Here is a 25,378-nt window from a genome sequence, read left to right as displayed (position 1 = left end):
CAATGCGTAACTGTAGCAAAAAGGTGTGATGTCATATCACATCTTTTTTGCTACATGGTTGGTTAGATAATTCCTTGTTTTTCTTTAATAGATTGTAGTGTTTGCAGTGCTTCTTTGGAAATGCTATTAAGGTAATGGCTATGAGAAGGTTGTTTACTGTGACATTCTTTGCATAGAGCTTTTAAATTGCTATAATGATTATGGTGTTTGACGCCATCAATATGATGAACATCAAGTAGTTGTCGATGATTGGTTAAATCAACATCGCATTCTTCACAAGTCCAGTCTTTGTGTTGACGGTATTGTTGAGAAATTTGACTCCAGTTGCCAGCATAGCCTGGCTGATCTTGACCAATATTTGGCGGTTCTTTACTAAATCCGCCACCAGTTTTGTAGGCTGAGAAAAACTCATTTAAATCAAATGTGCGATAAATTTCTTTTTGTTCTTTTCGAGATACATTGTTGTATCTTTTATAATTAAGATGTTTTAGGCAGCTAATGCAGACATGAAGTCGTGTTTCACCAGATTTTGGTTTTCTATCATACTTGCCAACCCCATGAATTTTAAAAACTCCTTCAGTGCTGTTTGTTGCTTGGTAGCGAGCAAAACGGTTTTCTTGCTTCATATGTTCAATTGTTGAGCAATCGGAGAGATGGAATTTACGACCTTCTTTCTCCCCGCTCATTACATCGTCAAAGCTAAAGCCTTGATCGGGGATGAACAGTAGAACATTTCGACCTTTATAAGTCCAAACCTTTGTTCTTGGATCAATTTCCACCTCGTCCAGACTAACCGAAATGCCCTCGGGGGTGCTGATTGGAATATCAATATTAATAATATCAGGTGGAGCTAGGTTTATCTCAATTTTTCCATCTCGCTTGGGATTGATTTTTAGAGATAGATGTTTCAATGCCTCTAACATATCAGTTAAGTTCATTGCCACTCTCCAGCAATTTGGTTGATTTGTTCGCCTGCATTAGTGATGATTCGGAAAGTTACTCGTTTGGACTGGGATTTATTTTCATGACCTTGTTCATCTTTGATGGTTTTGGCAGATGATAATCCTACCGCTGCAAGATTTTCTTTGATCCAAGGGCGATACTGGCTTACCTGTGGAATGTTATACACATAATTTAGCACTGCTCGTGTTCTTTCTTGCGACAATCGCATGTTCTCAAAATAAGCAGTGTCTGAATTTACTCCAATTTTCCAATCACTACTAGTATGCCCTTCAATGCGAATTTCTTCAATATGGTCTTTGTACTGATTAACGACCTTGATATAGCGTGGGAAGAAGTCGTTTAAGGTCTTTGCGTAGCTAGGTTTGATGGTGGATTGACCTGCTTCAAATAAAATGTCAGGCGAATTGAAGACAAAAGTTAGGGTCTTCTGATCAACATCCGCCCCCATTTGTTTTAGGTCTTTTTCAAATTCTTGCATGAGTGCCTTATAGATTGCCTGCTGAGTATCTTTATACTTTTCGGCGGTTTGCCTAACTTGCATGATAAGACTGATGGCGATAAATAAAAATAAAACCATCAGACCGGACATTAAATCGGAGATAGGTAGCCATTCTGAATCGTCATTATTAGAATTTTGTATGCCATCTAGAACTTTATTGATTGACATTATCTAAACCCTCCATTTTGGCGGATAACTCGCTCCATTTGTTCGGTTAGTTTAGCATAGTCGTCGGCAAATTGTTTTGTAATGGATACGAGTGATTTAGCCATATCTTCAATGGCTTTTTCGTGAGTTTTGCTCATATTCTCCTGGGTTTCTTTAAGGACTTTATTAATGTCAGTTTGAGTGTTTTTGTAGGTCTGCTGAATGTTTTCTGTTAGGTTATTCATCTGAGAGCGAACAAGCTCTCTAGTTTGATTGATGCTATCGCTTATGGCTTGGCTACTGTGATGAATGCTGTCGCTGCCAGTTTGTAGGTCGTTTAGCATAGACTCAATGTGATTTTGGATGTCAGGTAATGTTGCCACAGCTTTATTTCTGATGTCTTCAAAGGCTTTTAAGTGCTTGGTTAATTCGTTAAGTTGTGCTTGATTGTCATTAAGAATGGTGCCTAGGTCTTCCATGTAATCCGGAATGACTTTTGTAGAATCCTCAATTTTGATGACGGCTTCTTTGGTGTTATTAATTGCTTGAACGCCAAGAGCGTATTGCTCTGTCATGGCGTTGATTTGTTGTCGATAGTTTTCTTGCCATGTAACAAGTTCATGTACGGCATGGTTGAGCTCTTTAAAGTTTTCACCAAATTGCTCGGTTAGATTTGCATTGAAATCATGAATGACATCTTTAAGAGCTTCAATGATGGTTTCGGTGGCGGATTTGGCAAGCGTTTCGGTTACTTTATCCATTTCTTGCCATAGTTTGGTTTCAAACTCTTTATTATGTCTTTGATAATCATTGAAGTCGCTACGCATCAGGCGAATTTGACCAATTAGGCTGTTGTCGCCATCTTGACCAATTGCATTGAGCAATTGAGTGAGTTTTTCGGTTGCTTGTGAGCTATTTTCAGTCTGCTTCATAAAAGCTTGAATGAGTTGTTCGCCAGTTGCGTCATCTTGTTGATTGGTATTATCTTTTTTGAAGATGATGAGTATTTTTAGAATGATAGAAAGTAGCAAGCCTTCAACACTAGTAATGAAAGCGGTTTGCATACCACTGATAATAACATCAATTTGTTCTTTGATGTTGTCTACGCCATCAAAGCCTAATAGGGCAATAACAATGCCAGAAAATGTACCAAAAATACCAAGTGATGTTAAAAGAGTGGGGGCTTGTTTAACAAATTTGATCTGTTGATTTTTCCATAGCCAGCGTATACTTAAGCAAAAAACACCAACAATAATGATGGTAAAAATTAAGTTTAGACCGCTAAACATACCGATGAATAAAGACATATTGCACCTTGAACTTATTATTGAGTAAATTTGAAAATATTTTACCCCCCCCCCGCATATTTTGTCAATTTGCTTTGTACTAAATAAATTAATTCCTTGAGAGATTGTTGCAAAGAGCAAAAAATATTGAAAATTTTGATATAATGGGTGGCTTTTATTTTTTGATTTTTTTAAACTACTACAATGCGTCTAAAATCCCTAAAACTTGCTGGCTTTAAATCTTTTGCCAATCCGACCACTTTTACCTTTAAGCACGACATCACTGCCATCGTAGGACCTAATGGCTGTGGCAAGTCCAATGTCATTGATGCGATTCGCTGGGTGTTGGGTGAGACTTCTGCCAAGCAGCTGCGTGGCGGGGCAATGAGCGATGTGATTTTTGCAGGCGTAGAAGGGCGTGCTGCCAAGAGCTTGGCAAGTGTGGAGCTGACCTTTGAGCATACCCAAGATGAGTCTAGCGGCATTCGTCATGCCCTAAATCTCTATCAAGAGCTGACCCTTCGCCGTCAAGTGACCAAAGAGGGTAAGTCTGATTATTTCATCAATGGTCAAAGGGTTCGCCGCCGTGATGTGGTCGATGTCTTTTTGGGAACAGGGCTTGGGGCAAGAAGCTATGCGGTGATTGAGCAGGGCATGATTGGGCGTATCGTGGAGTCCAGTCCCATGGAGCTGCGTGCGTTCATCGAAGAGGGGGCAGGTGTGTCTCGTTATCAGGCTCGCCGTGATGAGACACAAAAAAAGCTCGATGAAGCTCGTGATAATCTGGATAGGCTTTCTGATTTGCAAGGCGAATTAAAAAAACAACAACGCACGCTACTTCGCCAAGCAGAATCCGCTAAAAAATACCAAGCCTTAAATGATGAGCTTGAAAAAATCAATAAAGAGGATTTGTTAAAACGCATTTTTGAGGCGTGGCAATATCACGAACAAAAACAACAAGAGCAAAAGACAAGCAATGATGGCTTGTCGGCACTAGAAAATACTGTCAATAAGGCAAAAATAGAACTGGATCGCCTGTCTGCCAAAGTTGCCGAGGGGCAATGGCTTAAAGACGATGCTCGTGATAAATATCATAACGCCCAGATGGCAGAGCAGACCGCCCAGCATAATTTTTATACAGTCAATCAAGAGCTTAGCCAAATTGATGAAAAAATTGCCCGCCTAAATGCCATCAAGACAGAAGCTGTCGCCAACATCAAACACGCCACCGATGAGCTGGCAGAGTTTGACAGACAGCTGGTGGAGATGACGCCAAATCTGGCAACGCTTGGCGAACAATTAACCGCCAAAAAAGCCGAACTTGCCACCATGCAGGGTAATTGGCAGGGTGTGCGTGAAGAATTAAATGCTCTACAAACCCAAAAAAATGCCCTAGAAAACGCCCAAAAACTTGCCGAATCACAAAAAGTGCGTGTGCTGAACAACCGTGAAAAATGGATTAAAAAGCACAACGACTTGGTGCTAAGCGGTCAGTCGCTTGGCGAGGCGAATGCAGAAGACGAACAAGAATTAAAACGCCTGTCTGATGAAATTGCCACGCTCACACTTCGCCAAGAATCGCTTGATGAGCAGGGCGACAAGGACAAACTGGACGAGCTTGGCAAGTTGGTGCAAACTGCCCAAAAAGAACACAGTGTGCTTGAAAAACGCCACACGGTACTCTCCAGCGAGTACGATATTTTGCATAAAATGCTCCACGCCAAGCCTGCCACCACCGAGCAGTCAGACAGTCAGCAGGCGAGCTTTTCGCATTTGCCACGCCTAAAAGATGTCGTCAAATTAAGTCGTCAAGGCGAGCGATTTGCAGGCGTGTTGGACGGTTTTTTGGGCTTTTGGTTGAATGCTCAGATTTCTGAAAATTTAGAAATCAAAGCTGCTTTATCAACGCCAAATGCCAATGATAAGCAGGCGACTTATTCCATTTTAAAGACTGGCGGCGGTTATGGCGTGAATAATGGTAAGCTGCTTGCGTTTGGTGGGCTGTTTGACGCACCTCGTTTGGCGTTTTTTGATCATTGCTATTTGTTTGATGGCGAGCTAAATGATGATAATGTGCAATCATTGCAGGATTTGGCGATTGATGGGCGGCTGATTTTGACGACAACAGGTTGGCTGGTTGGTGCGTTTGGCGTGCTACACACCAGCAGTTTTGGGGCGAAATCATCACTGCTAAGTCAAAAAGCTGAACACGCTCAAAGATTGACGGAGCTTGAAGATGAGCTAAACAGCGTTGAAGATGAGCTTGATGTCAGCCAAAAAACGCTCAAAGCTCACACCGCTCAGCTTGAAAACTTAAAAATCGCCCATGATGAAAGGATGGCTCAAAAAAATGCCCTGCTGGCAAGTCTGCATAGGACGCAGCAGGCTCATACGACATTACAAGCGAAAATTCAAACAGAGGCGATTAAAAGGGAGAATTTTGCCAAAAATAAAGCGATTTTGGACGAAGAAAAGGCGGAAATCAGCAGTGAATTAAAATCGCTAGAGGCGGAGCTTGAGAGCGTTAGCAAAGAGCTTGCCGAGCATTTGCCACGCTTTGAGATGGCTCAAAATGCTGTGGTTGCCATGACCAAAAACATCGATGAGATGAATGCGGCGGTCAAGACGCTGGGTGATGAATATCAAGGCTTGCAGCTCAAAAACAGCACGCTGCTACAAGCCAAAACGCACAGTCAAAGACTGCTTGAGCTTGCCAAGAAAAATGCTGAGCAGGCGGACATTGACATTCAGGCGACCCAAGATTTGACCGAGAAACTGACCGCCAAAGTGCCTGTGCTTGAAACAGCCTTTAAAGAGGCGAAAGCGCACAGCGCCATGTTAAAAATCACCAGCGAAGAGCATGAGGCGGCAGCCAAAGCCTTGCAGCTCATGCAGGTCAAATTGCAAGAAAATCTCACCGAGGCTCATGCTAATTTTGCCAAAGCCCAAGCAGAGGCTGCCCAGCTGACGGCAGACACGGCGGTGGGCGAGAGTCGATTGAGTGATTTGGGCGATGAGATGATGCGTCTTGATGAGGGATTTAATTTGCCTGCGACTTTGGCAGATTTTCATGTCAAACCATCAAAATTTAAGGACAATAGCAAGCGTATTGACGAGATTAAGGCGGACATCGCCAAACTGGGTGCGGTCAATTTGGCAGCAGCAGCCGAGCTTGCCGAGCTTGAAGGGCGTGTGTCGCCGATGGACAGTCAGATTGCCGACATTACCGAGAGTATGGCAAAATTAGAAGATGCGATTCGTACGATTGATGAGAAGACCAAATCGCTGTTTTTGGGTGCGCTGTCTGCGGTCAATGAAGAGCTCAATGCCTTATTTTCCAAGGTGTTTGGCGGTGGGCAGGCGAGCTTGACTTTGCTGGATGATGAAAATCTGACAAAGGCGGATAAATGGCGAGCAGGCTTGGTGCTGATGGCTCAGCCAAAGGGCAAGAAAAATTCACGGCTTGCGGTGCTGTCAGGTGGTGAGAAGACTTTGACGGCATTAAGTCTGATTTTTGCGATTTTTAAACAGCATCCAGCTCCGTTTTGTGTGCTTGATGAGGTTGATGCGCCGCTTGATGATGCGAATGTGGCACGCTTTACCAGCCTGATTCATGAGCTGGCGGACAGTGTGCAGTTTATTTTTATCAGTCATAACAAACTTGCCATGCAAATCGCTGACGAATTAAAAGGCATTACCATGCCAACGGCGGGCATTTCAAGTTTGGTAACGGTCAATTTAGAAGAAGCGGCAAGCTATGTCGAGGCTTAGCCGCTTGTCATGCTTAGGATGCTTTGAAAAACTGGGCAAAATTTGACCGTAGTTTTGCCAATTTTGGTGGAATGGCAAAGTTACAATAGCCCTGCGTGGGGTTGTTGGCGTAGAAATTTTGATGATAACTTTCGGCAGGGTAAAAGGTCGGTGCAGAGTACACTTCGGTAACGACTGCGATGCCTTGTTGTTTTAACTCATTGATTTTATGATGGATAATATCCACTTGCTCATCATGGGTATAAAAAATCACGGACGCATATTGTCGCCCAATGTCGTTGCCCTGACGGTCTTGGGTGGTGGGGTCGTGCGTGGCAAAGAAGATGTCTAAAATGCCAGACAAATCAATCACGGTGTCATCAAAATCCACCTTGATGACTTCGATATGACCTGTATCGCCGCCGCACACCGCTTCATAATTTGCCGTATCCGCTTGACCACCTGCGTAGCCTGACACCACAGATGACACGCCTTTGATGTGTAAAAACACGCTTTCGGTGCACCAAAAACAGCCGCCGCCCAAGATGATTGTTTGCATAAATTCTCCAAAAACTCTGCGATAAAATATGTTCGATGTAGTATAATAATCAAAAGCCATCATGGCGACTTGATTTTAAACTTAATATGTTAAGACTCATCTTTAAAATGGTCGCCATCTATCATAACAAAAATTTTCCCAAAACAAAACCTAAGTAAAAGTAAATAAGCAAAATAGCCAAATGCACGATACCATATTTACCACACCGCTTGATAAGTCTGCCCGTTTCAGTTTTGATGAAGAAGTGGTCGCCTGCTTTCCTGACATGATTCGCCGCAGCGTGCCGGGCTATGGGCAGATGCTTGCCATGCTGCCGATTTTGGCTCGCCGTCATTGTGCCTATCGCCAAAACGATGATGGGCAAAAATTCAGCCGAGTTTATGATTTGGGCTGTTCGTTGGGGGCGGTGAGCTTTGCGCTTGCCGAGCAGTTTTCGCCTGATGAATTGCAGATTTTGGCGGTGGATATTTCCGCTCCGATGATTGATAAGGCAAGGGCGGTGCTGGGCGAGCATTATCCTGCCCATCGCATTCATTTTATTTTGGACGATGTCTGTGAAATACAATTGCAAGAATGCGACATGATCGTCATCAATCTGACTTTGCAATTTTTATCGCCTGACAAACGCCTAGATTTATTAAAAAAATGCCACGATGCGTTGGCGGAAGGCGGCATTTTAATCCTTACCGAAAAAACGCACACGCTGGATGAGCAGGACGATGCGTGGCTGGTGGAGCGTTATTATGATTTTAAGCGCGCCAATGGTTATAGCGAGCTTGAAATCAGTGGCAAAAGAAATGCTTTGGAAAATGTGCTGATCACCGATACCGAAGAATTTCACCACGAGCGCCTGAGTCAAGCGGGCTTTGAGCGAAGTTTGACTTGGTTTAAATTTTTGAATTTTTTAAGCATTGTGGCGTTTAAATGAGCGGTCTAGACAGTATGACGCACCGACATTTTAACGCCTTGATTGGAGATGAATGTGGCAAATCCCCCAAGTGAATCCATAGAAAGCAGCAGCGCCATTGGCATTGAGCGCAGGCAGACGATTTTTGCTAAGATTATTTTTGCCAGTCGTTGGTTGCAACTGCCTATTTATCTGGGCTTGATTGTTGTGCAGGCGATTTATGCGTATAAATTCATGAAGTCGCTGTGGAATTTGATTGTTAATCTTGGGCAGATGGATGAAAACACCATCATGCTTGCGGTGCTAGGCTTGATAGATGTGGTAATGATTGCCAATCTGTTGGTGATGGTGATTGTGGGTGGTTATGAGACCTTCGTGTCAAGGCTGAATGTGGACAATCACCCTGACCAACCTGAGTGGCTCAATCATGTCAATGCCTCGGTTCTAAAAGTCAAGCTGTCCATGGCGATCATCAGCATTTCAAGCATTCACATGCTTCAAACATTCATCAATGCCGCCAACATGACAGAGGCGACGATGAAGTGGCAGTTATTGCTGCATCTGGGATTTTTGGCGTCGGCGATTGCAATCGCCTATACGGATAAACTGTTGCACAATCATCATTAACAAAGACCGATAAGTTGTCTTAGGTTCAACCTACCACTAAAAACAATGAACAACACCATTTTTCAAGCAGAACAGCAGTTGTATCTGCATTTATTACAGCTGAGCAAATATCACCCAAAAGCAGGCGAGTGGCTGGCTTGTTTGCCTGCGTGGCTATCGGCAGTTAAAGACAAGCGCCGTTATGCTCATGCACCATTTTATGCGTCTGCCATTGATCGCCTGCCAGCTGTGGCTACCACACAGATTGAGCTTGGCGACAAAGTGGCGGCGACTTTGGACTGGCAGATGGCAGATTTTAAAAAAACCCAAAGCCTTTTGACCAATCTTAAACCTTGGCGTAAAGGACCGTTTTATCTCTTGGGCGATGCTGACACGAGCATTCATATTGACACAGAATGGCGAAGTGATTTTAAATGGGAGCGAGTGCGTCCGCATTTGGATTTGAATAAAAAACGCATTTTGGATGTAGGTGGCGGCTCTGGCTATCATGGCTTTAGAATGCTGGGCGATGGGGCAAAGTCGGTGGTGGTCATTGATCCGTCTTGTCTGTTTTATCATCAGTTTATGGCGATTAAGCACTTTATGGGTGTGGATTTGCCAGTGCATTACATTCCTGTGCCATTGGAGAGCTTGCCGTGCCGCAGCGAGCTGTTTGATGTGGTGTTTAGTATGGGTGTGCTGTATCATCGTGTATCGCCATTTGAGCATTTGGAGCAGTTAAAAGGACAGCTCAATCAGGGCGGGGTGCTTGTGCTTGAGACTTTGGTGGTGGATGGCGATGAAAATACCGTGCTTGTGCCAGAAGATCGCTATGCACAGATGAACAATGTGTATTTTTTGCCAAGCGTGCCTGCTTTGACCAAATGGCTGACAAAGGCAGGATTTAGCGATGTTCGCTGTGTGGATATTGATGTAACAAGCACTGATGAGCAGCGTGCGACAGCATGGATGGATTATCATTCATTGGCGGATTTTTTGGATCCGAATGATGACGGTAAGACAGTGGAAGGCTATCCACGCCCAAAAAGAGCCGTGATGATTGCTAAGAAATGATTTTGAAAAAATAAAAATAAGGCGTAGGGCGGGGCTCTGCCCACCATTCATGTAGGTTATAGGTTGTTGAATTTTTTGGGTTTTGGCTTGCCTAACCCTGTTGATGGGGGTTTGTTGTTAGGGGTTAATTGCAATTAACCCCTATATTTACAATCAGCCCTTACTAAGGTTTAAATAAACCACTTACCCAGTACCCATTCAATGACCAATTTGGCAAGAAAACCAAAAAAGCCCATGCCCAGTGCCACAAAAATCCAAAAAGTGCCTTGCTTGCCCGCTTTGGATTTTTTGGCGATGTCCCACATGATAAAAAACAAAAAACCAATAAAAATCGGCAACAAAATGTACAGACCTGCGGCGGTGATGGTCTCTTCGGAGATGGCGAAAATCATGACAGCTCTCTTTTTGATAAGAATGCGATGATTATACCACAAATTTCGCCACGCTTGATAACACACCGACAAACTTGCGCTGTAAAACTTGAAAAATCGCTCTTTTGGTTGGATAATTTTTCCACAGCACGCCAAAAAATTGATACAATAAGCATTTATCTTTGATTTTTATTTTTAATCCTTGAACCATCAATTTGCCAAATTGAGCAAGATGAACAGATTAATATGACAAACAAACAAAAACCATCCGCCGTCTATAAATCCACCCAAAGCAAGCAGCACTCTGGACTGCTGAGTTTGCTGTGGATGGTGCTTGCGGTGGTGATTGCAGCGGCGCTGCTTGTGGTGCTGTATTTTTCGCCATTGGCACAAAGTTATCGTAACAGCACCAAAATTGTGGTGGTGGAAGAAGAGCCTGTCAGACCGATTGCTCAGACGCAGACCATTCCTGCGCCTGATTTTGAGTTTTATGATGTGCTGCCCAAGCAGGATTTTCGCAGTGTGCCAGAGGGCGTGAGCGTCCAAGAGACTGTCAGTGATGAGGCACGGACTTTGGCGGCGGATGCAGTGGTGCAGTCGAGCGAGGCGGCCGAGGCGACCATCGAAGTGGTGGAAGAAGATGCCACTTATGATGGCGATGATGGCGACGCCCCCCAAAGTGCTGCCGTCACTTATATTTTACAAATCCGCAGCTATCCTGATGCCAAAGAGGCTGATGACAAGCGAGCGGAGGTGATGCTTGCTGGTGTGGACGCCTTAGTCGTGCGCCGTGTGGACAAGGCGACAGGCGCCAGTTTTTATCAAGTGGTGTCCATGCCGATGACGAGCCGAGCTGAGGCAAGTCAAGCGTTATTGAAACTTAGGAATAACGGCATTGATGCGATGATGGTCGAGCAGCGCCATCAGTAGCGGCACTTGTCGGCTGTGGGCTTGGCATGATATGTCAGGCGGTTTTTACTCATGAAAAATCCCCAATCGTCAGATCGGGGATTTTTGATTGGTCAGAATTGATGCCTGCAATCTTAAACACGAGACAGATATTCGCCAGTACGAGTATCGACCTTGACGATTTCTTCTTGCTGTACGAACAGTGGCACACGCACGACAGCGCCAGTCTCTAAGCGGGCAGGTTTGCCGCCACCGCCAGAAGTATCGCCACGCAAGCCCGGATCGGTTTCAACGATTTGTAGCTCGACGAAGTTTGGTGGGGTGACGCTAAGCGGTGCGCCATTGAACAAAGTGATGGTGCAAAGTGCGTTTGAGTTTTCTTTTAGCCACTGAGTGGCATCGCCCATGGCGTTTTTGTCGGCTTGCATCTGTTCGAAAGTCTCTGGGTGCATGAAATGCCAAAACTCGCCATCGTTGTATAGATAGTTCATTTCGGTGTCCACAACATCCGCACCTTCTAGGCTGTCGCCTGATTTGAAGGTTTGTTCTAGGACTTTGCCCGTTCTTAGGTTGCGAAGTTTGACACGGTTAAAGGCTTGACCTTTGCCGGGTTTGACATATTCGTTTTCTAAGATGGCGCATGGGTTGCCGTCAAGCATGACTTTTAAGCCAGCTTTAAAATCATTGGTAGAAAAACTTGCCATGATGATTACCTTTTTGGATGTAAAAGAAAAAATAAATTTGGGCGAAATTGCGTTATAATAGCACAGATCATAACGACCATTTCAAAATGTCGCTAAACAGCACATTATATATAGTTTTAGCAAATATTGTCAAAAAAATAATGCAACAACTTTCAAAAATTTCTACCCATACCCTAGCGCAAGCAGGACAAAGATCATCTTGGCAGGCAGAATTGGCAGATGGCGTGTCCGATGTGGGCGAGCTGTGCCGAATGTTGGCACTTGATTTACCTGATGGGCAATATGCCCCCAAGCAATTTGGTCTGCGTGTGCCGAAGTCTTTTGTTGCCAAGATGAAAAAAGGCGACATAAATGACCCCTTGCTGCGGCAGATTTTACCAGATGTCAAAGAGACTGTGGCGGCGGCAGGCTACACGCACGACCCTTTGGCAGAAAACACCCAAAATCCCATCAAAGGCTTATTGCACAAATACAAAAACCGAGTGCTGATCACCACCACTGGGGCGTGTGCGGTGCATTGTCGCTACTGTTTTCGTCAGCATTTTGACTATCAGGCGAATATGCCAAACACCCAACAAATCGCCCAGATCGCAAACTATGTGGCAAATAAACCTGAGGTGAATGAGGTGATATTTAGTGGTGGTGATCCTTTGAATCTTAGCCATCGCAGACTGAATGACTGGTTTGATGCCATCAATGCGCTGCCAAACATCAAGACGATGCGTATTCACACCAGAATGCCGGTGGTCTTGCCCAGTCGTGTTGATGGGGATTTGCTGGATTTGTTGAAAAACTCGCCAAAAAACATCGTCATGGTGCTGCACATCAATCACGCCAACGAAATTGACGAAACGCTACAACAAAAATGCCAATTATTAAAGCAAGCGGGCGTTACTTTGCTAAACCAAACTGTGCTATTAAAAGGTGTGAATGATGATGCGACCACGCTGTGTCAGCTGAGCCATGCGCTGTTTGGGGCGGGTATTTTGCCGTATTATTTGCACATTTTGGATAAGGTGCAGGGGGCGGCGCATTTTGATGTGCCTTTGACTCGTGCGGTGGAGATTTATTGGCAGATGCTTGAAAATCTGTCAGGCTATTTGGTGCCAAAGCTTGTCCAAGAGCTGCCAAATAAGCCTTATAAGACGCCTGTGAATCTCTATCCTTGAAAATGTGCATAAAAATTTAAAAAAATACTTGCAAAATCTTAAAACTTTGCTACAATAGCAGCACTTTTTAGGCGTATAGCTCAGTTGGTTAGAGCACCACCTTGACATGGTGGGGGTCGATGGTTCGAGTCCGTTTACGCCTACCATATTCAAACCCCTTGAAATCACTGGTTTCAAGGGGTTTTTTGTTTTTTGTCGTTGCCTGCCACTTCCATCAATCAGATAAATCAAAGATGGGGTTTGATGGAAATCATGCGTCCGATGGATGACAAAATTTCGTCAAAATGATACACTATTTGCTACATATTTTGTAACATTTGGAATCATCATGGTTTATGAGCGCACCCTTGCCCAAGAAATCACCGCCACAGGCATCGGACTTCACAGTGGTAAAAAAGTCACGCTAACGCTTGCGCCTGCTCAGGTGGGTGAGGGCATCGTCTTTGAGCGTACTGACATGGACAATGCACGCATTCCCATGAGTGCAAATCTGGTGCAAGACACCATGATGTCGTCCAATCTGGTGCAGGGCGAGGCTCGTGTCGGCACGGTCGAGCATCTGCTGTCGGCGGTGGCGGCGTGCGGCCTGGACAATCTCATCATCAAAGTTGATGCGCCTGAAATCCCCATCATGGACGGCTCGGCAGCGCAGTTTTTGCACCTGATTCATGAGGCGGGCATCGAAGAACAAAACGCACCCAAGCGCTTTTTAAAAATCATCAAGCCTGTGCGTGTCACAGACGGCGACAAGTGGGCTTGTTTTGAGCCGTATGAGGAGGGGTTTTTGATGGATTTTGAGATTGATTTTGATCACAAGGCGATTCGGGCGACCGAACAAAAAACCACATTGGATTTTAATACCGCCAATTTTGCCCGTGAAGTAGGGCAGGCTCGCACTTTTGGCTTTTTAAAGGATTTGGAGTATTTGCGTGAGCGCAATCTGGCACTTGGCGGCAGTCTTGATAATGCGGTCGTGCTTGATGATGATGCCATCTTAAATGAAGGTGGTCTGCGCTACCCAAATGAGTTTGTCCGTCATAAGATGCTCGATGCGGTGGGCGATTTGTTTGTCATCGGACATCCGATTTTGGCACACTTTTCGGCGTACAAATCGGGTCATGCGCTCAATAATATGCTCATTCGCGCGGTGCTTGCGGACGAAAGTTGCTATAAAATTGTAACTTTTTGTAACCAAAATGACGCACCGATTGACTATCTGCCACCGAAAATTTCTCTTGAAAATTCCCCTAAAAAATGAGCAGGTTTTTTGCCTGTGCAAGATGATGGCAAATCATGTGTAACCTTTAAATGGTACTTGCGATTGTTGGTAACATTTGCCAAAAAATAATAAAACCCATTTGCATTAACTGGCAAGTGGGTTTTGTTATTTTGGTTCAAAGCTTGATTTTTTGGGGGTTTTTGGTGGGTGATGAGCGGTTGGCTGATTCTGGGTGCTTGCCTGCTTGACTGTCAGTGGCGGTATTGATCTTTATCTATTTTCACCAAAAATCCACCATTTCGTTTACAAAACTTTACAATACTTACCAAAAGCTCATAAACGCACCATCAAAACACATACGATGAACAATTGTACTCTTAATTATCCTTTGTCAAGCGTAGCAATGCTTGTTTTAGCCCGTCATGGGTGATGACAGTGCTGGCAGTTTGGGTTATAATACGCTTTGTGTTTTCGCTTAAGGTTTTTTTAGAACTGGTTTGGCGAATGTCTGATTGGGCGGATTTTGTTGTGATGATCACATTCAATGTCTCCAAGCGACAAAATTTCTCATCGTGTTTGCGCAGCAGTTCAAGGCAGTTTGCCGACAGATAGCGCAAATGGTTGGCGGCAGTGGCTGATGACAGCGATACTGTCAGGCGATGCTGGTCGGCGTAAGCGACTTGACAGTCTTGTAGTATCTCGCTAGGCAGCAGCGGTCTTAGTGCTTGTTGTAGCAGTGTGGTGCAAGATTGTAGATGCTTGATGCGCTGTGTTAGGTAATCAGGAAGTTTTGCACCTGCTGCGGCTTGCTTTTCAAGCGTGCTTGCCAGATGATTGGGTGTGTGACTTTTTAGATATAAGTCGTCCACGAATTGAATTTTTGTTGAATCAGACATGTCTTACCTTGTGTTTTAAAAGAACCATGGACATGGTGTCCAATAGAGCAAGTGTATCATGCCTTATGAGCAGATTGCCAACAAAATCACACAATTTTTAAGCGAATGAACAGCAAGTAAATAGATGGCTTGGTGTTTGTGTGATTGCCTTTTGGTTGTTGGCGGTTTCTGGTGTGCTTGGATGTGCGCCGCTGATTACAAGCTTTTAATCAAAACCCAATTTTAGAACATCAAGACGAAGGGCGAAGTAGTGAAGTCTTGACGGTTCGAGGACAATCTATGAAAAGAGTATTTTGGCTGATGTCGGTTGTTGGACTGACTCTTGGACAATCTAGTGTTGCGCAAGCAAACTATCAGTTTGGTCAAGCAAGCTACGCCACCACCAGCAACGCAGCAAATAATGCTTCTATCAACATCGATGATGCCATCAATCAACTGATCGCCAAATCACAAACAACAAATACGACGACCATCACTTCTCGCATCGCTCAATCAGCGGACACGGTATCGTCGATCACCAGTTCAAATCTGCCAACCATCAACCGTTCGGCGAATTTTAGCAGTGATTATCAATCACCTTCTGTCGTCGCTCAGCTGACCACAAACAGTGCGCCTAGTATGGCTGCCGCTCACGCTTCTCGTGCCGCTCGTGGTAGCAGTATCGGTCGCTGTGCATTGTATGTGCGCCGTGCACTGCAATCAGCAGGATACAGCTTCACACCGCAAGCATCTGCTTATCAGTACGCTCACGGCACGCTTGCCAGCGCAGGCTTTACCAAGATCAGCAATGACAACTATGTCCCACAAGTTGGCGATGTCGTGGTATTTAACCGTACTTCAAGAAACCCGCACGGTCACATTCAAATCTATGATGGCAACCAATGGGTATCAGACTTCCGCCAACCAAAGTTCAGCCCATACAGCCAACACAATGGCTATACCGTATGGCGTGATCACCGTTATAACGACGCTTCAGCGAACACTGGCACAATGCTTGCGATGAACGATCGTTAATTCTGTCATGGCGATGCCAAGCTCTACATTGTTAGGCTTTGTCATGCAAAAAGTAGATTAAAATACAACCGACCTTTTTTTGGGTCGGTTTTTTTATGTTAAAGACAAAAAAGCCATCAGTAAAGCAGTAGGTCAGCGTAATGCTGAGCTGAACATCGCTCATGCTGTGTATGAATCTGATGTGATGTATCTCATCAATACTTTTTATGAAGATGATAATGGCGTAGTCAGACAAAACAGTATTGGTAGAAGTATCCTATATAAAGCAACTGCAAAAGGTAAGACAGTGTATGCTACAGATGTATATGGTCACTGGGGTGTCTATAACCCTGTGGATAAAACATGGGTAAGTGTACCTACACCACACATCTCTGCTAAGCCTTTGGTTTATAGTAGTGGTGTTAAAACCAATGAATCACTAAATGAACTACTGAGTACCAATACCAACTATGTACCTATGGATGTAAATACAATTCAGGAAGGTGCTATTATGATTGATGATTATGCAACAATCCGTTATTCTGTACAAGGTCAGATGGGTGAAATCCTATCTAAATTCAATAATGATAACCAAGCGTCTGTCAATTTATTCAATAAACTGGTTTCTTTGAATCCAGAGCAAAAATTATTCATACTGAATAATAGTAATGCTAAAGACAGTGGATTGGCTGATGTAGGGATGTTTTTTGAAGCTACTAACGAAGTCAAGGTTAATGTTGAAGACAGTCGTTGGTATGCAACACCCTTAGAATTGATAAATCATGAGTTAATCCATACCGTTACTCGTGATGTCATTAACACAGGCAAATATGATGAGCAGATTTCTGCATTGGCTGATAAGCTATTAAATACATTACCAAGTATTTATTCTCAAATAAATGATGACTTGGCTGACAGAATTATGTATGCTTACGGCAATCAGCATGAGTTATTAACCGTAACACTTGCAGAAAACCAAGTTAAAGATGCGCTGCCATCAGAACTTGTTAAAGAATTAAACGAACTATTTGGTCAAATTGTAGGAGAATTTCATGTTAGACTCAACCATACCCAACGAACAAACGCTACTCAAATCAGTTCAGCAGGGGTATCTCAAACTGCTTCAAAACAGCAAGCTACCCAACGCACAAACATTGATGAGTCAAATCAATCAAGCAAGCTCAACCAAGCAAATCCATCAGCTGATGAAACCAGTGATGGGTCAGTTGGGGCAATCAGACAAAGAACCAAAGGATTTAAAGATTTAGAAGTTGAGCAACAAGAACAATCTAATACCAACAAAACATTTACCATCAACGACATTAAAAAAGCTGTCGCTGCTCGTGAAAAGACACAAGCGGTGGGTGCATTATTTGATGCTTATATGGGAGTGGTAGAAAAGCGTTACCCTGACTTGTCTTTAACATTTGCTACTGGTGTTGATTACATGGCTAAATACCATAACAATCAAATCACCATCAATAAAGATGTGTGGGACAATCCAGACATCACACCCAACAAATTCAATGGGTTGTGCCATAGTCATAACTGTTGGGTTTTGTTGCCTTAGCCCAACCTGCCATACCACCACCAATGACAATAGTGATGACAGTATTCCTGATGCCACCAAAACCGCCTTAGACCTGAGCCCAGTAGTGCTTATTATGAAAATCAGGCGGGTTGGCGTGGCGAATGGCATAAAAAATCGGCTTGCCATTTTGGTATAAGATGGCGGCTGGATTGATTTTGCTGATGGTTTGCACATCACGATCAAGCACGACTGTCAAATGGTAGGCGTGCATGCCGAGCGATGGATTTGTTTGGCGAGTGATGATTTGCCCTGTCAGCTGTCTGGGCGGCATGACATTTGGTGTGCGATGGCTGTCAAAATGATATAGATTATAAAGATTGCACCCGTCACTGGCAGGATTGGGTGAAAAATTCATCTCGGCGTAGCCATCTTGCCCCCCAAATTCAAAAAAGCATTCTAGGCAATTTCGTTCCCATAGGTAGTCTTGGCGTGCGTTTTGACTGCCGATGGTGGGCAGGTGCAACCAATCGGCAGGCTCAATAAAATAGCTTAAATGAATGGCGTTCTGCCCAAAGCTTACGGCAACGCTTACGGCAGGTGCGTCACTTTGGGTGGCGACAAGCTCATAAAGATGAATTTGGGGCGGTGATTTACTTTTTTTGCCCCAAAGCTCACCCCAAAAAACCGCTTGATGTGTCTGTTTCAAAGCTTAATAACCAAAACGGCTTAGGTTGGACAGCTTGGCGTTTGGCTCAGGGTTTTTGCGAAGTAGCAGCACCATGCGTCCGATGTGATGAATGACCTCAGATTCGGTGGCATCAGCGATGGCATCAGCACATTCTTTGCGCTCCTCGCTTGAGCCTGCTGGGATTTTGATTTTGATCAATTCGTGGTCATGCAAAGCTCGACCTACTTCCTCGATCAAGGTGGGTGTCAGACCGCTGCCGCCAACGATGACCACAGGATTTAACCGATGACCAATGCCACGCAGCTCTTTTAGGTCTTGAGTTTTTGATTTTTTGTTGCTCATAAATTTTTCCAAAGTAAGAAATTTGCTAAATTTTGCACATTATAGCAGAAATTATCCCAAATAATGCGATAAAAATGGTAAACTAGTCCGTTATTGATTTTATGGTTGAATTTAAACAAGCGGTAGTTAATTTCTGATGGCAACTCGCATTACCAATAAAAAGTTTTCAAAATCTAGCCGTGCTTGGATGAAAGAGCACATCGATGATTTTTATGTGCAAAAAGCGCAAAAAGACGGCTATCGAGCCCGTGCAGCTTATAAGCTCTTGGAAATCAACGAAAAGACAGGTCTGATCAAAAAAGGCATGACGGTCGTGGACTTAGGCTCAGCACCAGGCAGCTGGTCGCAGGTGGCAGGGCAGCTGGTCGGTGATGACGGCGTGCTCATCGCCTCTGACATCTTGCCGATGGATACTTTGGAAAATGTTACTTTTATTCAAGGTGATTTTCGTGAAGAAGAAGTGTTTAATCGTATCATGGACGAAGTGGGCGGTCGCAGGGTCGATGTCGTGCTGTCGGACATGGCGCCGAACACCTCAGGCATGTCGGCGGTCGATCAGCCACGCATGATGTATCTGTGCGAATTGGCGGTGGATTTTGCCCTAAAAGTGCTGCCAGAAGGCGGTGCTTTAATCATGAAGGTGTTCCAAGGCGAAGGCTCGCAAGAGCTCAGAGCGCAAATGCAAAAACAGTTTAGCAAAATCAAAAGCATCAAGCCTGCCGCCTCACGCCCACGCTCCAAAGAGATGTTTTGGGTGGCGATTAAATAGCCAAGAGTGATAGGATGGTGGCGTATCCTTGATTTTTTTGACAATCGTCCTTATATTGAACCAGATTGCACAAACGGTGTAAGTCATACCAAGCAAAAGCTTAAAAAATAGGAAAAGTTAGTGAACAACATGGTAAAAAATACCTTATTGTGGTTGGTGATTATTGGCGTGGTGGTTGCGATTTTTAGCAATCTTGACCGCACCAACAGTGACGCCGACCAGCTCAATTATTCGTCATTTGTGACCGCTGTGTCGCAAGGCGAGATTAAGGAAGTGAAAATTGATGGCGAAGAGATTTCAGGCACCAAAGTCAATGGCTCAACCTTTGAAACCGTGCGTCCTGCCATCAGTGATGATGGGCTGATGCCACTTTTGCGTGAGCATAATGTCGAGATTCAAGGCACAATGCCTGAGCGTCAAGGCATCGGCTCGCAGCTACTGATCGCAGCTTTCCCTATTTTGCTCATCATCGGTCTATTTTGGCTATTCATGCGTGGCATGTCTGGCGGCGGTGCTGGCGGCGGCATGGGCGGTCGCAATCCGATGAGCTTTGGTAAATCTAAAGCGAAGATGCTTTCTGAAGATCAAATCAAAGTCACTTTTGCCGATGTGGCAGGCTGTGAAGAGTCTAAGCAAGAAGTCGTTGAGATTGTCGATTTTCTAAGAGATCCTGCCAAATTCACCAAGCTGGGTGCGACCATTCCCCGTGGTGTGCTGATGGTGGGTCCACCGGGTACGGGTAAGACTTTGCTTGCCAAGGCCATCGCAGGCGAGGCGAAAGTGCCGTTTTTCTCTATTTCTGGTTCGGACTTTGTGGAGATGTTTGTCGGTGTCGGTGCCAGCCGTGTCCGTGACATGTTTGAACAAGCCAAAAAGAACGCTCCGTGCATCATTTTCATCGATGAGATTGATGCGGTGGGTCGTCATCGTGGCTCTGGCATGGGCGGTGGTCATGATGAGCGAGAGCAGACGCTAAACCAGCTTTTGGTAGAGATGGACGGCTTTGAAGGTAATGATGGCGTGATCGTCATCGCCGCTACCAACCGTGTCGATGTGCTGGATAAGGCGCTACTGCGTCCAGGTCGTTTTGACCGTCAAGTGCCGGTCGGCTTGCCAGACATTAAGGGTCGTGAGCAGATTTTGAATGTGCATCTTAAAAAGCTGCCACAGACCATCGGTGTCGATGTCAATGCTTTGGCTCGTGGTACACCGGGGTTCAGTGGTGCTCAGCTTGCAAACCTTGTCAATGAAGCTGCCCTGTTCGCCGCTCGCCGTAATAAGTCTCATGTGGACATGAATGACTTTGAAGATGCCAAAGACAAGCTGTACATGGGTCCTGAGCGCAAGTCTATGGTACTAAAAGAAGACGAGCGCCGTGCGACTGCTTATCATGAAGCAGGTCATGCTTTGGTGGCGCATCTATTGCCTAAGACTGACCCTGTGCATAAAGTCACCATCATGCCACGAGGCTGGGCGCTTGGCGTGACTTGGCAGCTGCCAGAACAAGATGCTGTGAGCAACTATAAAGACAAGATGCTAAACGAGCTGTCTATCTTGTTTGGCGGTCGCATTGCCGAAGAGATTTTTGTGAATCGTCAGTCGACAGGCGCAAGCAACGACTTTGAGCGAGCAACTAAGATGGCTCGTGCGATGGTTGCCAAATACGGCATGAGTGACAATCTGGGCATCATGGTATATGAGGCTGAAGAGCATGGCGGCTACATCGGCGGCTCAACTCGCACCATTTCGGAGGCGACGCAGCAGAAAGTCGATGATGAGATTCGCCGCATTTTAGAAGAGCAGTATGATGTGGCGTACAAGCTCATCGATGACAATCACGACAAAATGCACGCCATGGTAGAGGCTTTGATGAAGTGGGAAACCATCGATCGCGAGCAGTTTTTGCAGATCATGAATGGTGAGTCGCCACGAGAGCCGAAGGATTATCAGCATGAATTGCCAAGCATTCAGCCAGCTGCGCCTTTTGACGAGCTGCCACCACCTTTGCCAAGTGCTTGATGTGTAATTTTAAAAAAACGCCATTTTGTGAAGTGGCGTTTTTTATTAAATATGTAATTTTGTGAATATTTGTTTACTAAAATACTTGCAATTTCGTGTGTTTTTTTATAGCATTGTCATCAGATTTTATGTAATCAATAAGAGTGGTATATGACAGGTTTTATCAAAAAACAATTTGGTCGTGGTAAGTCGATCGTCGGCATGGGTTCAACTTTGGTCGGAGGTTATCGCACCGCACACCGTATCGGTGCGTTTGATGCGCCGCCCAGAGAGATTTTGCCTAAATACATTCAGACATTTTGCCGTAAGATGCTAGACTCTTTTGGGGTGAAGGTTGTGCAGGTTGAGCCTGTGCCACAGACGCACGGCTTGTGGGCGTCAAATCATGTCAGCTGGCTGGACATTCCTGTGGTGGGTTCGGTCGCGCCTGTGTTTTTCTTGTCAAAAGCGGAGATTGGCGAGTGGGCTGTTTTTGGCAGGTTGGCGAAAGCGGCTGGTACGCTGTTTATTAAGCGAGGCTCTGGCGATTCGGGCGGTGTTTCTGAGCAAATCGCTGATTTTTTACGAGGCGGCTCATCGGTGGTGTTTTTTCCAGAAGCGACCACCACAGATGGCAAGCACATTAAGAAAATCTACGGTAAGCTGCTACAAGCCAGCATGGATACGGGCTTGCCCATCTGCCCGATGGTCGTCGCCTATGTCGATCGAGATGGCAAGCTGTCCGATGATGCCGCTTATTATGGTGAGCGTACGATGGCGGACAGCCTAAAACGAGTAATGGACAGTCGTGGCATCACCGCGCATGTGCTGCCGCTTGAGCCGATTTATCCGCAGGATAAAAGCCAAAAAGAGCTTACCGCTGAGCTACAACTGGCGATGGAGCAGGGCTTGGCTCGTTTGCACCGACAGGTTTTAAAAGCCTAAAACCAAATAAAAAACGGTGTTTGATTAAAGCACCGTTTTTTATAGATAATTAAATGATTTTTATCAATTTTTTTTGGATTTAGCGGATTTCAAAAGCAGTCTGACCTGCTGGCGTTACCTTAAAAATCTGCACCTTAAATAACACTTCTTGCCCAGCCAATGGGTGATTAAAATCCACTTTGACTTCATTGTCATTCACTTCGCTAATCACGCCCACGAGTGAATTTTTGCCTTTGTCATTAAATTCCATCATCATGCCGACCACAGGGTTTGGCTCGGAGAGTGAGAATTTGGTGCGGGGAAAGGTTTGTACATTTTCGCTGTTCCATTCGCCAAAGGCTTGCTCAGGCGGTAGGTGGGCGGTGCGGGTGTCGCCTGCTTTTAGGTTGGTTAGGACCTGTTCAAAGCCTGTCAACAAGCTCTCATCGCCGATGGTTAGGCTGACAGGTTTATCTCGCCCAAAGGTTGAGTCAATCACTGTGCCATTTGGTAGGCTGACTTCAAAATGCAATTCCACACGACTGCCGTCTGTGATGCGGATTTCTTCGTTGGGTAAAATCGGCTGTGTCATAATCATATCAAATCATAAAAAATTGGTTATAGTTTAGCATAAAGTCGCCAGACATTCATTTAAAAAAGCAGAAATTTGCCAAATTGCTCGGTTTTTAAATCAAGCTGTTTTGACGACAATCATTATTTGATTAACTAAATTGCGGTTTTATGGATTAAGGCTGGAGAAAGGGCAGGTTTTGGATTGGACATTATAAGAAAAAAAGTGGGAATGACCGACTTTTTTATGTTTACTGGCAAAGCGACTTATTTAATATGATAAATAACCATACCGTATATAATCCCAAAATTGACAATATGATCGGGTGCTAAAATTTACGATCAACCGACATAAAAACTTGCGTGCTTTTTGTATCATGGGAAAAGTGATTGCTGTCAATGCGTTCAAATCGCAAATGCAAGCTCGGATAATATCCTTTGTAATGTACATTCTGATGCCAAATGCGATGTTCGGTTTGGTAACGCAAATCATCTCTTTTAATGCCAAAAAAGTCCAAATCTTGATAACTGCGTTTGCCAACGCTGACCTGATGACCTGTATGGACATTGCCCCACGATTTGTTTAGACCAGTAAACAGCGTGCCTTGTTGATAGCTTTCGCTAAGATCATTAACATCGTCTTTGATAAAATTGATGCCAAAATAGTAACTGGGATTGGCGTGCCGATTTAGGCTTAGTGTGGCTGAATGACTTGTGCCATCTAAAAATTTCCGTGTTCTGTGTGTCTTTTTGGCGATGTCAATTTCGATACCGCCTTGATGATCGCGACCGATAAACTGATAGCTGGTCAGTCTCAGTCCTTGTGTTGATGAATAAGGGTCTTTGCCAAAATGTCGCCATTGCTGATAAATGCCCAGCTCAAATTGTCCGTCAAAATTTTGGTATGACAGACTGGGGGAGATTTCAGCAATAATGTCATTATAGGTTTGATTATCCCAATAATATTTACCATAAAGAGATGCTTTTGTTTCTAGGGATAAATGGTTTTTTAGATGATGGCTTTTTGAGAGCTTGGCGGTGTAGCCTAGTCCGTGAGCGGATTCGGCTTCAGGCAGTTGCCAATCTTGGTATTGACTGTTTTTTGGTGCATTATTAATATTGTCATCATCTAAATAACGCATTGAAAAGTGCTTTTTGACTTGATTAAGCTCTTTAAACCGCTGATTTAGGCTGGCTAATATCTCATAGGGCATAGTGCCATCTTGCTTGGCGATGGCAAATTCATCTTGAGCAAGGCGAATCTGATGATTGGCAAGATATGCTAAAATGAGCCGTACTCGTATGGGTGTCAGTTCTGGTTTTTGATGCAATATTTGTTGATAATAATCAATTGCATGCTTGATGTTTTGCTGTTCTTGTATGACGGCTTGAGCATATAGATATAAAATCTCGTCTCGATGATCGGCTTGGGCATATACAGGCAATAAAATCTTTAAGCCGTGCGCGTCGTTTCTGTCGATGGCTTGGCTGATGACTTCATTAAACAGCGTCATATCCGCCAAAAGCTCTTTTTCGGTCAGTTGCGGTGCGGTAGTAGGTGCAGGCGTGGGATTGCCATTCATCAAGGGCAGATGAGTAAACGGCAACTCGTCTTTTGGTGTGCCAGCAAACACAAAGCTTGGCAATAGACATACTGCCAAGCTTGTGATGAAAAATGGATAGTTCATATCCCAAAAGACTTATTTTTTAGCACCATAGGCACCTGCAACACTGCCATCGGCATTGCGATAAGTACCACCAAGCTCTGCTGCATTCGCTCCATAGAATCGACCTGTGGTGCTAATGCCATTTTTTGTACCTGAGAAGGTAGAGCCGTTAATTGTACCAGCCAAAGCGGTATTGCCTACTGTGCCAGTTAGTTGTTTGTTGCCATAATCAACGCTAAACTCAGCACTGACAAGCGTGTTGCTGCCGTTGGCAAAATGAACGCCATCGCCTTTATAGGTGGCAGTGCCTGTGGTTGGCATATTGGTGGTTGGCGTACCTTGTGCAAATAGATAGCTCTCGCCATTGGCATTGCTACGCACATAGCCGTAGCGAGTATAGGCAAGATTTGAGCTACCACCAATACGAGCCATGTTGTTCGCAGTTAGGTTTAATCTGCCTACTTGAAAACCGCTAGGAATAAAATCAACCGTTTGACCATTGACCACCACCTGATTTAGGCTTGGGCTATTGGTGATGTTAGCACTTGCACCCGCCTTGTTATTGGCGATGTTCATTTTTGTGCCTTGAATGCCAGAATTGGCTGGCTGTGCAGGTCTGGCTGGCTGTGTAGGTCTGGCTGGTGCGCTAGGTTGGGCATTTGGAATGGCGCTTGGTGTACCAGATGCTGACGAACCACCACTACTGCAAGCAGTCAAACTAAGGGCAGTCAATCCTACCAGAGATAAAACAGAGATCTTGTTCATATAATCTTCCTTTTAAATGTTAAATGAAAAAACCAATTCGGTAAAAGCAAGACAATCTTTTTTTTAAAACAT

24 protein-coding genes and 1 tRNA gene are annotated in these 25,378 nt (G+C 44.6%); 13 read left to right on the top strand and 12 right to left on the bottom strand.

What is annotated here, in order from left to right:
* Positions 1-62: 62 nt before the first annotated feature.
* From LU290_RS07940 to LU290_RS07930, 3 genes are read right to left on the bottom strand one after another with little or no spacing between them, the layout of a single operon-like run.
* Positions 63-938 carry an HNH endonuclease signature motif containing protein gene (locus tag LU290_RS07940; RefSeq protein ID WP_277808065.1) on the bottom strand — a complete coding sequence of 292 codons (876 nt, stop codon included), beginning with the start codon at positions 936-938 and terminating at the stop codon, positions 63-65.
* Positions 935-1,630 (bottom strand): OmpA family protein, encoded by a 696-nt coding sequence (locus tag LU290_RS07935; protein ID WP_277808064.1) that lies wholly within the window; start codon positions 1,628-1,630, stop codon positions 935-937. Before LU290_RS07935 ends, LU290_RS07940 begins: the two co-directional genes overlap by 4 nt.
* Positions 1,630-2,916, bottom strand: a complete 1,287-nt coding sequence (locus LU290_RS07930) for a MotA/TolQ/ExbB proton channel family protein (RefSeq protein ID WP_277808063.1) — start codon at positions 2,914-2,916, stop codon at positions 1,630-1,632. The genes LU290_RS07935 and LU290_RS07930 overlap by 1 nt, the downstream gene beginning before the upstream one ends.
* Positions 2,917-3,099: 183 nt before the next feature.
* Between LU290_RS07930 and smc the strand changes: the two genes are divergently transcribed.
* A complete protein-coding gene (smc, locus tag LU290_RS07925) occupies positions 3,100-6,666 on the top strand; it encodes a chromosome segregation protein SMC (RefSeq protein ID WP_277808062.1) in 3,567 nt (1,188 codons plus the stop codon).
* A gap of 13 nt (positions 6,667-6,679) precedes the next feature.
* Here the strand turns inward: smc and msrA are convergent, their stop codons facing one another.
* A complete protein-coding gene (gene msrA, locus LU290_RS07920) occupies positions 6,680-7,204 on the bottom strand; it encodes a peptide-methionine (S)-S-oxide reductase MsrA (protein WP_277808061.1) in 525 nt (174 codons plus the stop codon).
* Between the two features lie 181 nt (positions 7,205-7,385).
* Between msrA and cmoA the strand changes: the two genes are divergently transcribed.
* From cmoA to cmoB, 3 genes are read left to right on the top strand one after another with little or no spacing between them, the layout of a single operon-like run.
* Entirely contained in the window at positions 7,386-8,132 is a 747-nt protein-coding gene (gene cmoA, locus LU290_RS07915) for a carboxy-S-adenosyl-L-methionine synthase CmoA (protein WP_277808060.1), read from the top strand.
* A 54-nt stretch (positions 8,133-8,186) separates the two neighbouring features.
* Entirely contained in the window at positions 8,187-8,738 is a 552-nt protein-coding gene (locus LU290_RS07910; RefSeq protein WP_277808059.1) for a TIGR00645 family protein, read from the top strand.
* 45 nt (positions 8,739-8,783) lie between these two features.
* Positions 8,784-9,791: a tRNA 5-methoxyuridine(34)/uridine 5-oxyacetic acid(34) synthase CmoB gene (cmoB, locus tag LU290_RS07905; RefSeq protein WP_277808058.1), complete on the top strand. Its 1,008-nt coding sequence runs from the start codon at positions 8,784-8,786 to the stop codon at positions 9,789-9,791.
* Between the two features lie 170 nt (positions 9,792-9,961).
* Here the strand turns inward: cmoB and LU290_RS07900 are convergent, their stop codons facing one another.
* Positions 9,962-10,183 carry a DUF2788 domain-containing protein gene (locus LU290_RS07900; RefSeq protein WP_277808057.1) on the bottom strand — a complete coding sequence of 74 codons (222 nt, stop codon included), beginning with the start codon at positions 10,181-10,183 and terminating at the stop codon, positions 9,962-9,964.
* A 225-nt stretch (positions 10,184-10,408) separates the two neighbouring features.
* Between LU290_RS07900 and LU290_RS07895 the strand changes: the two genes are divergently transcribed.
* Entirely contained in the window at positions 10,409-11,092 is a 684-nt protein-coding gene (locus tag LU290_RS07895) for an SPOR domain-containing protein (RefSeq protein ID WP_277808056.1), read from the top strand.
* Between the two features lie 113 nt (positions 11,093-11,205).
* Here LU290_RS07895 and efp read toward each other — a convergent pair whose 3' ends face one another.
* Positions 11,206-11,775 (bottom strand): elongation factor P, encoded by a 570-nt coding sequence (gene efp, locus LU290_RS07890; protein ID WP_277808055.1) that lies wholly within the window; start codon positions 11,773-11,775, stop codon positions 11,206-11,208.
* A 140-nt stretch (positions 11,776-11,915) separates the two neighbouring features.
* Between efp and epmB the strand changes: the two genes are divergently transcribed.
* The 3 genes from epmB (at position 11,916) to lpxC (ending at position 14,202) form a co-directional block, all read left to right on the top strand.
* Entirely contained in the window at positions 11,916-12,944 is a 1,029-nt protein-coding gene (gene epmB, locus LU290_RS07885; protein ID WP_277808054.1) for an EF-P beta-lysylation protein EpmB, read from the top strand.
* A 69-nt stretch (positions 12,945-13,013) separates the two neighbouring features.
* A tRNA-Val gene (locus LU290_RS07880) sits at positions 13,014-13,090 on the top strand.
* 182 nt (positions 13,091-13,272) lie between these two features.
* Positions 13,273-14,202, top strand: a complete 930-nt coding sequence (lpxC, locus tag LU290_RS07875; RefSeq protein WP_306417082.1) for a UDP-3-O-acyl-N-acetylglucosamine deacetylase — start codon at positions 13,273-13,275, stop codon at positions 14,200-14,202.
* Positions 14,203-14,540: 338 nt separating this feature from the next.
* Here lpxC and LU290_RS07870 read toward each other — a convergent pair whose 3' ends face one another.
* A complete protein-coding gene (locus LU290_RS07870; protein WP_277808053.1) occupies positions 14,541-15,059 on the bottom strand; it encodes a DciA family protein in 519 nt (172 codons plus the stop codon).
* A 279-nt stretch (positions 15,060-15,338) separates the two neighbouring features.
* On the opposite strand from LU290_RS07870, the gene LU290_RS07865 reads away from it, so the two are divergent.
* Together LU290_RS07865 and LU290_RS07860 are read left to right on the top strand one after the other, a co-directional pair.
* Complete coding sequence (locus LU290_RS07865) at positions 15,339-16,073, top strand: CHAP domain-containing protein (protein WP_277808052.1); 735 nt, start codon at positions 15,339-15,341, stop codon at positions 16,071-16,073.
* Positions 16,074-16,152: 79 nt separating this feature from the next.
* Positions 16,153-17,622 (top strand): hypothetical protein, encoded by a 1,470-nt coding sequence (locus LU290_RS07860; RefSeq protein ID WP_277808051.1) that lies wholly within the window; start codon positions 16,153-16,155, stop codon positions 17,620-17,622.
* 67 nt (positions 17,623-17,689) lie between these two features.
* Here the strand turns inward: LU290_RS07860 and LU290_RS07855 are convergent, their stop codons facing one another.
* Entirely contained in the window at positions 17,690-18,289 is a 600-nt protein-coding gene (locus tag LU290_RS07855; protein WP_277808050.1) for a DOMON domain-containing protein, read from the bottom strand.
* Positions 18,290-18,292: 3 nt separating this feature from the next.
* On the bottom strand, positions 18,293-18,613 hold the full coding sequence (locus LU290_RS07850; protein WP_277808049.1) for a YhbY family RNA-binding protein: 321 nt from the start codon (positions 18,611-18,613) through the stop codon (positions 18,293-18,295).
* A 136-nt stretch (positions 18,614-18,749) separates the two neighbouring features.
* Here LU290_RS07850 and LU290_RS07845 point away from each other — a divergent pair, with 136 nt between their 5' ends.
* From LU290_RS07845 to LU290_RS07835, 3 genes are all read left to right on the top strand, one after another.
* A complete protein-coding gene (locus LU290_RS07845) occupies positions 18,750-19,382 on the top strand; it encodes an RlmE family RNA methyltransferase (RefSeq protein WP_277808048.1) in 633 nt (210 codons plus the stop codon).
* A gap of 129 nt (positions 19,383-19,511) precedes the next feature.
* Positions 19,512-21,401 carry an ATP-dependent zinc metalloprotease FtsH gene (ftsH, locus tag LU290_RS07840; protein ID WP_277809589.1) on the top strand — a complete coding sequence of 630 codons (1,890 nt, stop codon included), beginning with the start codon at positions 19,512-19,514 and terminating at the stop codon, positions 21,399-21,401.
* A 150-nt stretch (positions 21,402-21,551) separates the two neighbouring features.
* Positions 21,552-22,325, top strand: coding sequence for a lysophospholipid acyltransferase family protein (locus LU290_RS07835; RefSeq protein ID WP_277808047.1), 774 nt, complete (start codon positions 21,552-21,554; stop codon positions 22,323-22,325).
* A gap of 79 nt (positions 22,326-22,404) precedes the next feature.
* On the opposite strand, the gene LU290_RS07830 is transcribed toward LU290_RS07835, so the two are convergent.
* The 3 genes from LU290_RS07830 to LU290_RS07820 all read right to left on the bottom strand — a co-directional run bounded on the left by LU290_RS07830 (position 22,405) and on the right by LU290_RS07820 (position 25,306).
* The gene (locus LU290_RS07830) at positions 22,405-22,896 is read right to left on the bottom strand and encodes an FKBP-type peptidyl-prolyl cis-trans isomerase (RefSeq protein ID WP_277809588.1); all 492 of its coding nucleotides are present in this window, start codon (positions 22,894-22,896) and stop codon (positions 22,405-22,407) included.
* Positions 22,897-23,203: 307 nt separating this feature from the next.
* Positions 23,204-24,562, bottom strand: a complete 1,359-nt coding sequence (locus LU290_RS07825) for a surface lipoprotein assembly modifier (protein WP_277808046.1) — start codon at positions 24,560-24,562, stop codon at positions 23,204-23,206.
* A gap of 12 nt (positions 24,563-24,574) precedes the next feature.
* On the bottom strand, positions 24,575-25,306 hold the full coding sequence (locus tag LU290_RS07820; RefSeq protein WP_277808045.1) for a transferrin-binding protein-like solute binding protein: 732 nt from the start codon (positions 25,304-25,306) through the stop codon (positions 24,575-24,577).
* Positions 25,307-25,378 lie beyond the last annotated feature (72 nt).

The organism is Moraxella nasibovis (assembly GCF_029581575.1).
GTDB lineage: Bacteria > Pseudomonadota > Gammaproteobacteria > Pseudomonadales > Moraxellaceae > Moraxella > Moraxella nasibovis.
The sequence above is the reverse complement of the archived record's forward strand: the minus strand, read 5'-3'. Positions and strand labels throughout refer to the sequence as shown.

Bases quoted from the DNA above. Each gene is read 5' to 3' on its own strand.
- LU290_RS07940 (WP_277808065.1), bottom strand. From the start codon at position 938: ATGAACTTAACTGATATGTTAGAGGCATTGAAACATCTATCTCTAAAA.
- LU290_RS07935 (WP_277808064.1), bottom strand. From the start codon at position 1,630: ATGTCAATCAATAAAGTTCTAGATGGCATACAAAATTCTAATAATGAC.
- LU290_RS07930 (WP_277808063.1), bottom strand. From the start codon at position 2,916: ATGTCTTTATTCATCGGTATGTTTAGCGGTCTAAACTTAATTTTTACC.
- smc (WP_277808062.1), top strand. From the start codon at position 3,100: ATGCGTCTAAAATCCCTAAAACTTGCTGGCTTTAAATCTTTTGCCAAT.
- msrA (WP_277808061.1), bottom strand. From the start codon at position 7,204: ATGCAAACAATCATCTTGGGCGGCGGCTGTTTTTGGTGCACCGAAAGC.
- cmoA (WP_277808060.1), top strand. From the start codon at position 7,386: ATGCACGATACCATATTTACCACACCGCTTGATAAGTCTGCCCGTTTC.
- cmoB (WP_277808058.1), top strand. From the start codon at position 8,784: ATGAACAACACCATTTTTCAAGCAGAACAGCAGTTGTATCTGCATTTA.
- LU290_RS07900 (WP_277808057.1), bottom strand. From the start codon at position 10,183: ATGATTTTCGCCATCTCCGAAGAGACCATCACCGCCGCAGGTCTGTAC.
- LU290_RS07895 (WP_277808056.1), top strand. From the start codon at position 10,409: ATGACAAACAAACAAAAACCATCCGCCGTCTATAAATCCACCCAAAGC.
- efp (WP_277808055.1), bottom strand. From the start codon at position 11,775: ATGGCAAGTTTTTCTACCAATGATTTTAAAGCTGGCTTAAAAGTCATG.
- epmB (WP_277808054.1), top strand. From the start codon at position 11,916: ATGCAACAACTTTCAAAAATTTCTACCCATACCCTAGCGCAAGCAGGA.
- lpxC (WP_306417082.1), top strand. From the start codon at position 13,273: ATGGTTTATGAGCGCACCCTTGCCCAAGAAATCACCGCCACAGGCATC.
- LU290_RS07870 (WP_277808053.1), bottom strand. From the start codon at position 15,059: ATGTCTGATTCAACAAAAATTCAATTCGTGGACGACTTATATCTAAAA.
- LU290_RS07865 (WP_277808052.1), top strand. From the start codon at position 15,339: ATGAAAAGAGTATTTTGGCTGATGTCGGTTGTTGGACTGACTCTTGGA.
- LU290_RS07850 (WP_277808049.1), bottom strand. From the start codon at position 18,613: ATGAGCAACAAAAAATCAAAAACTCAAGACCTAAAAGAGCTGCGTGGC.
- LU290_RS07845 (WP_277808048.1), top strand. From the start codon at position 18,750: ATGGCAACTCGCATTACCAATAAAAAGTTTTCAAAATCTAGCCGTGCT.
- ftsH (WP_277809589.1), top strand. From the start codon at position 19,512: ATGGTAAAAAATACCTTATTGTGGTTGGTGATTATTGGCGTGGTGGTT.
- LU290_RS07835 (WP_277808047.1), top strand. From the start codon at position 21,552: ATGACAGGTTTTATCAAAAAACAATTTGGTCGTGGTAAGTCGATCGTC.
- LU290_RS07830 (WP_277809588.1), bottom strand. From the start codon at position 22,896: ATGACACAGCCGATTTTACCCAACGAAGAAATCCGCATCACAGACGGC.
- LU290_RS07825 (WP_277808046.1), bottom strand. From the start codon at position 24,562: ATGAACTATCCATTTTTCATCACAAGCTTGGCAGTATGTCTATTGCCA.
- LU290_RS07820 (WP_277808045.1), bottom strand. From the start codon at position 25,306: ATGAACAAGATCTCTGTTTTATCTCTGGTAGGATTGACTGCCCTTAGT.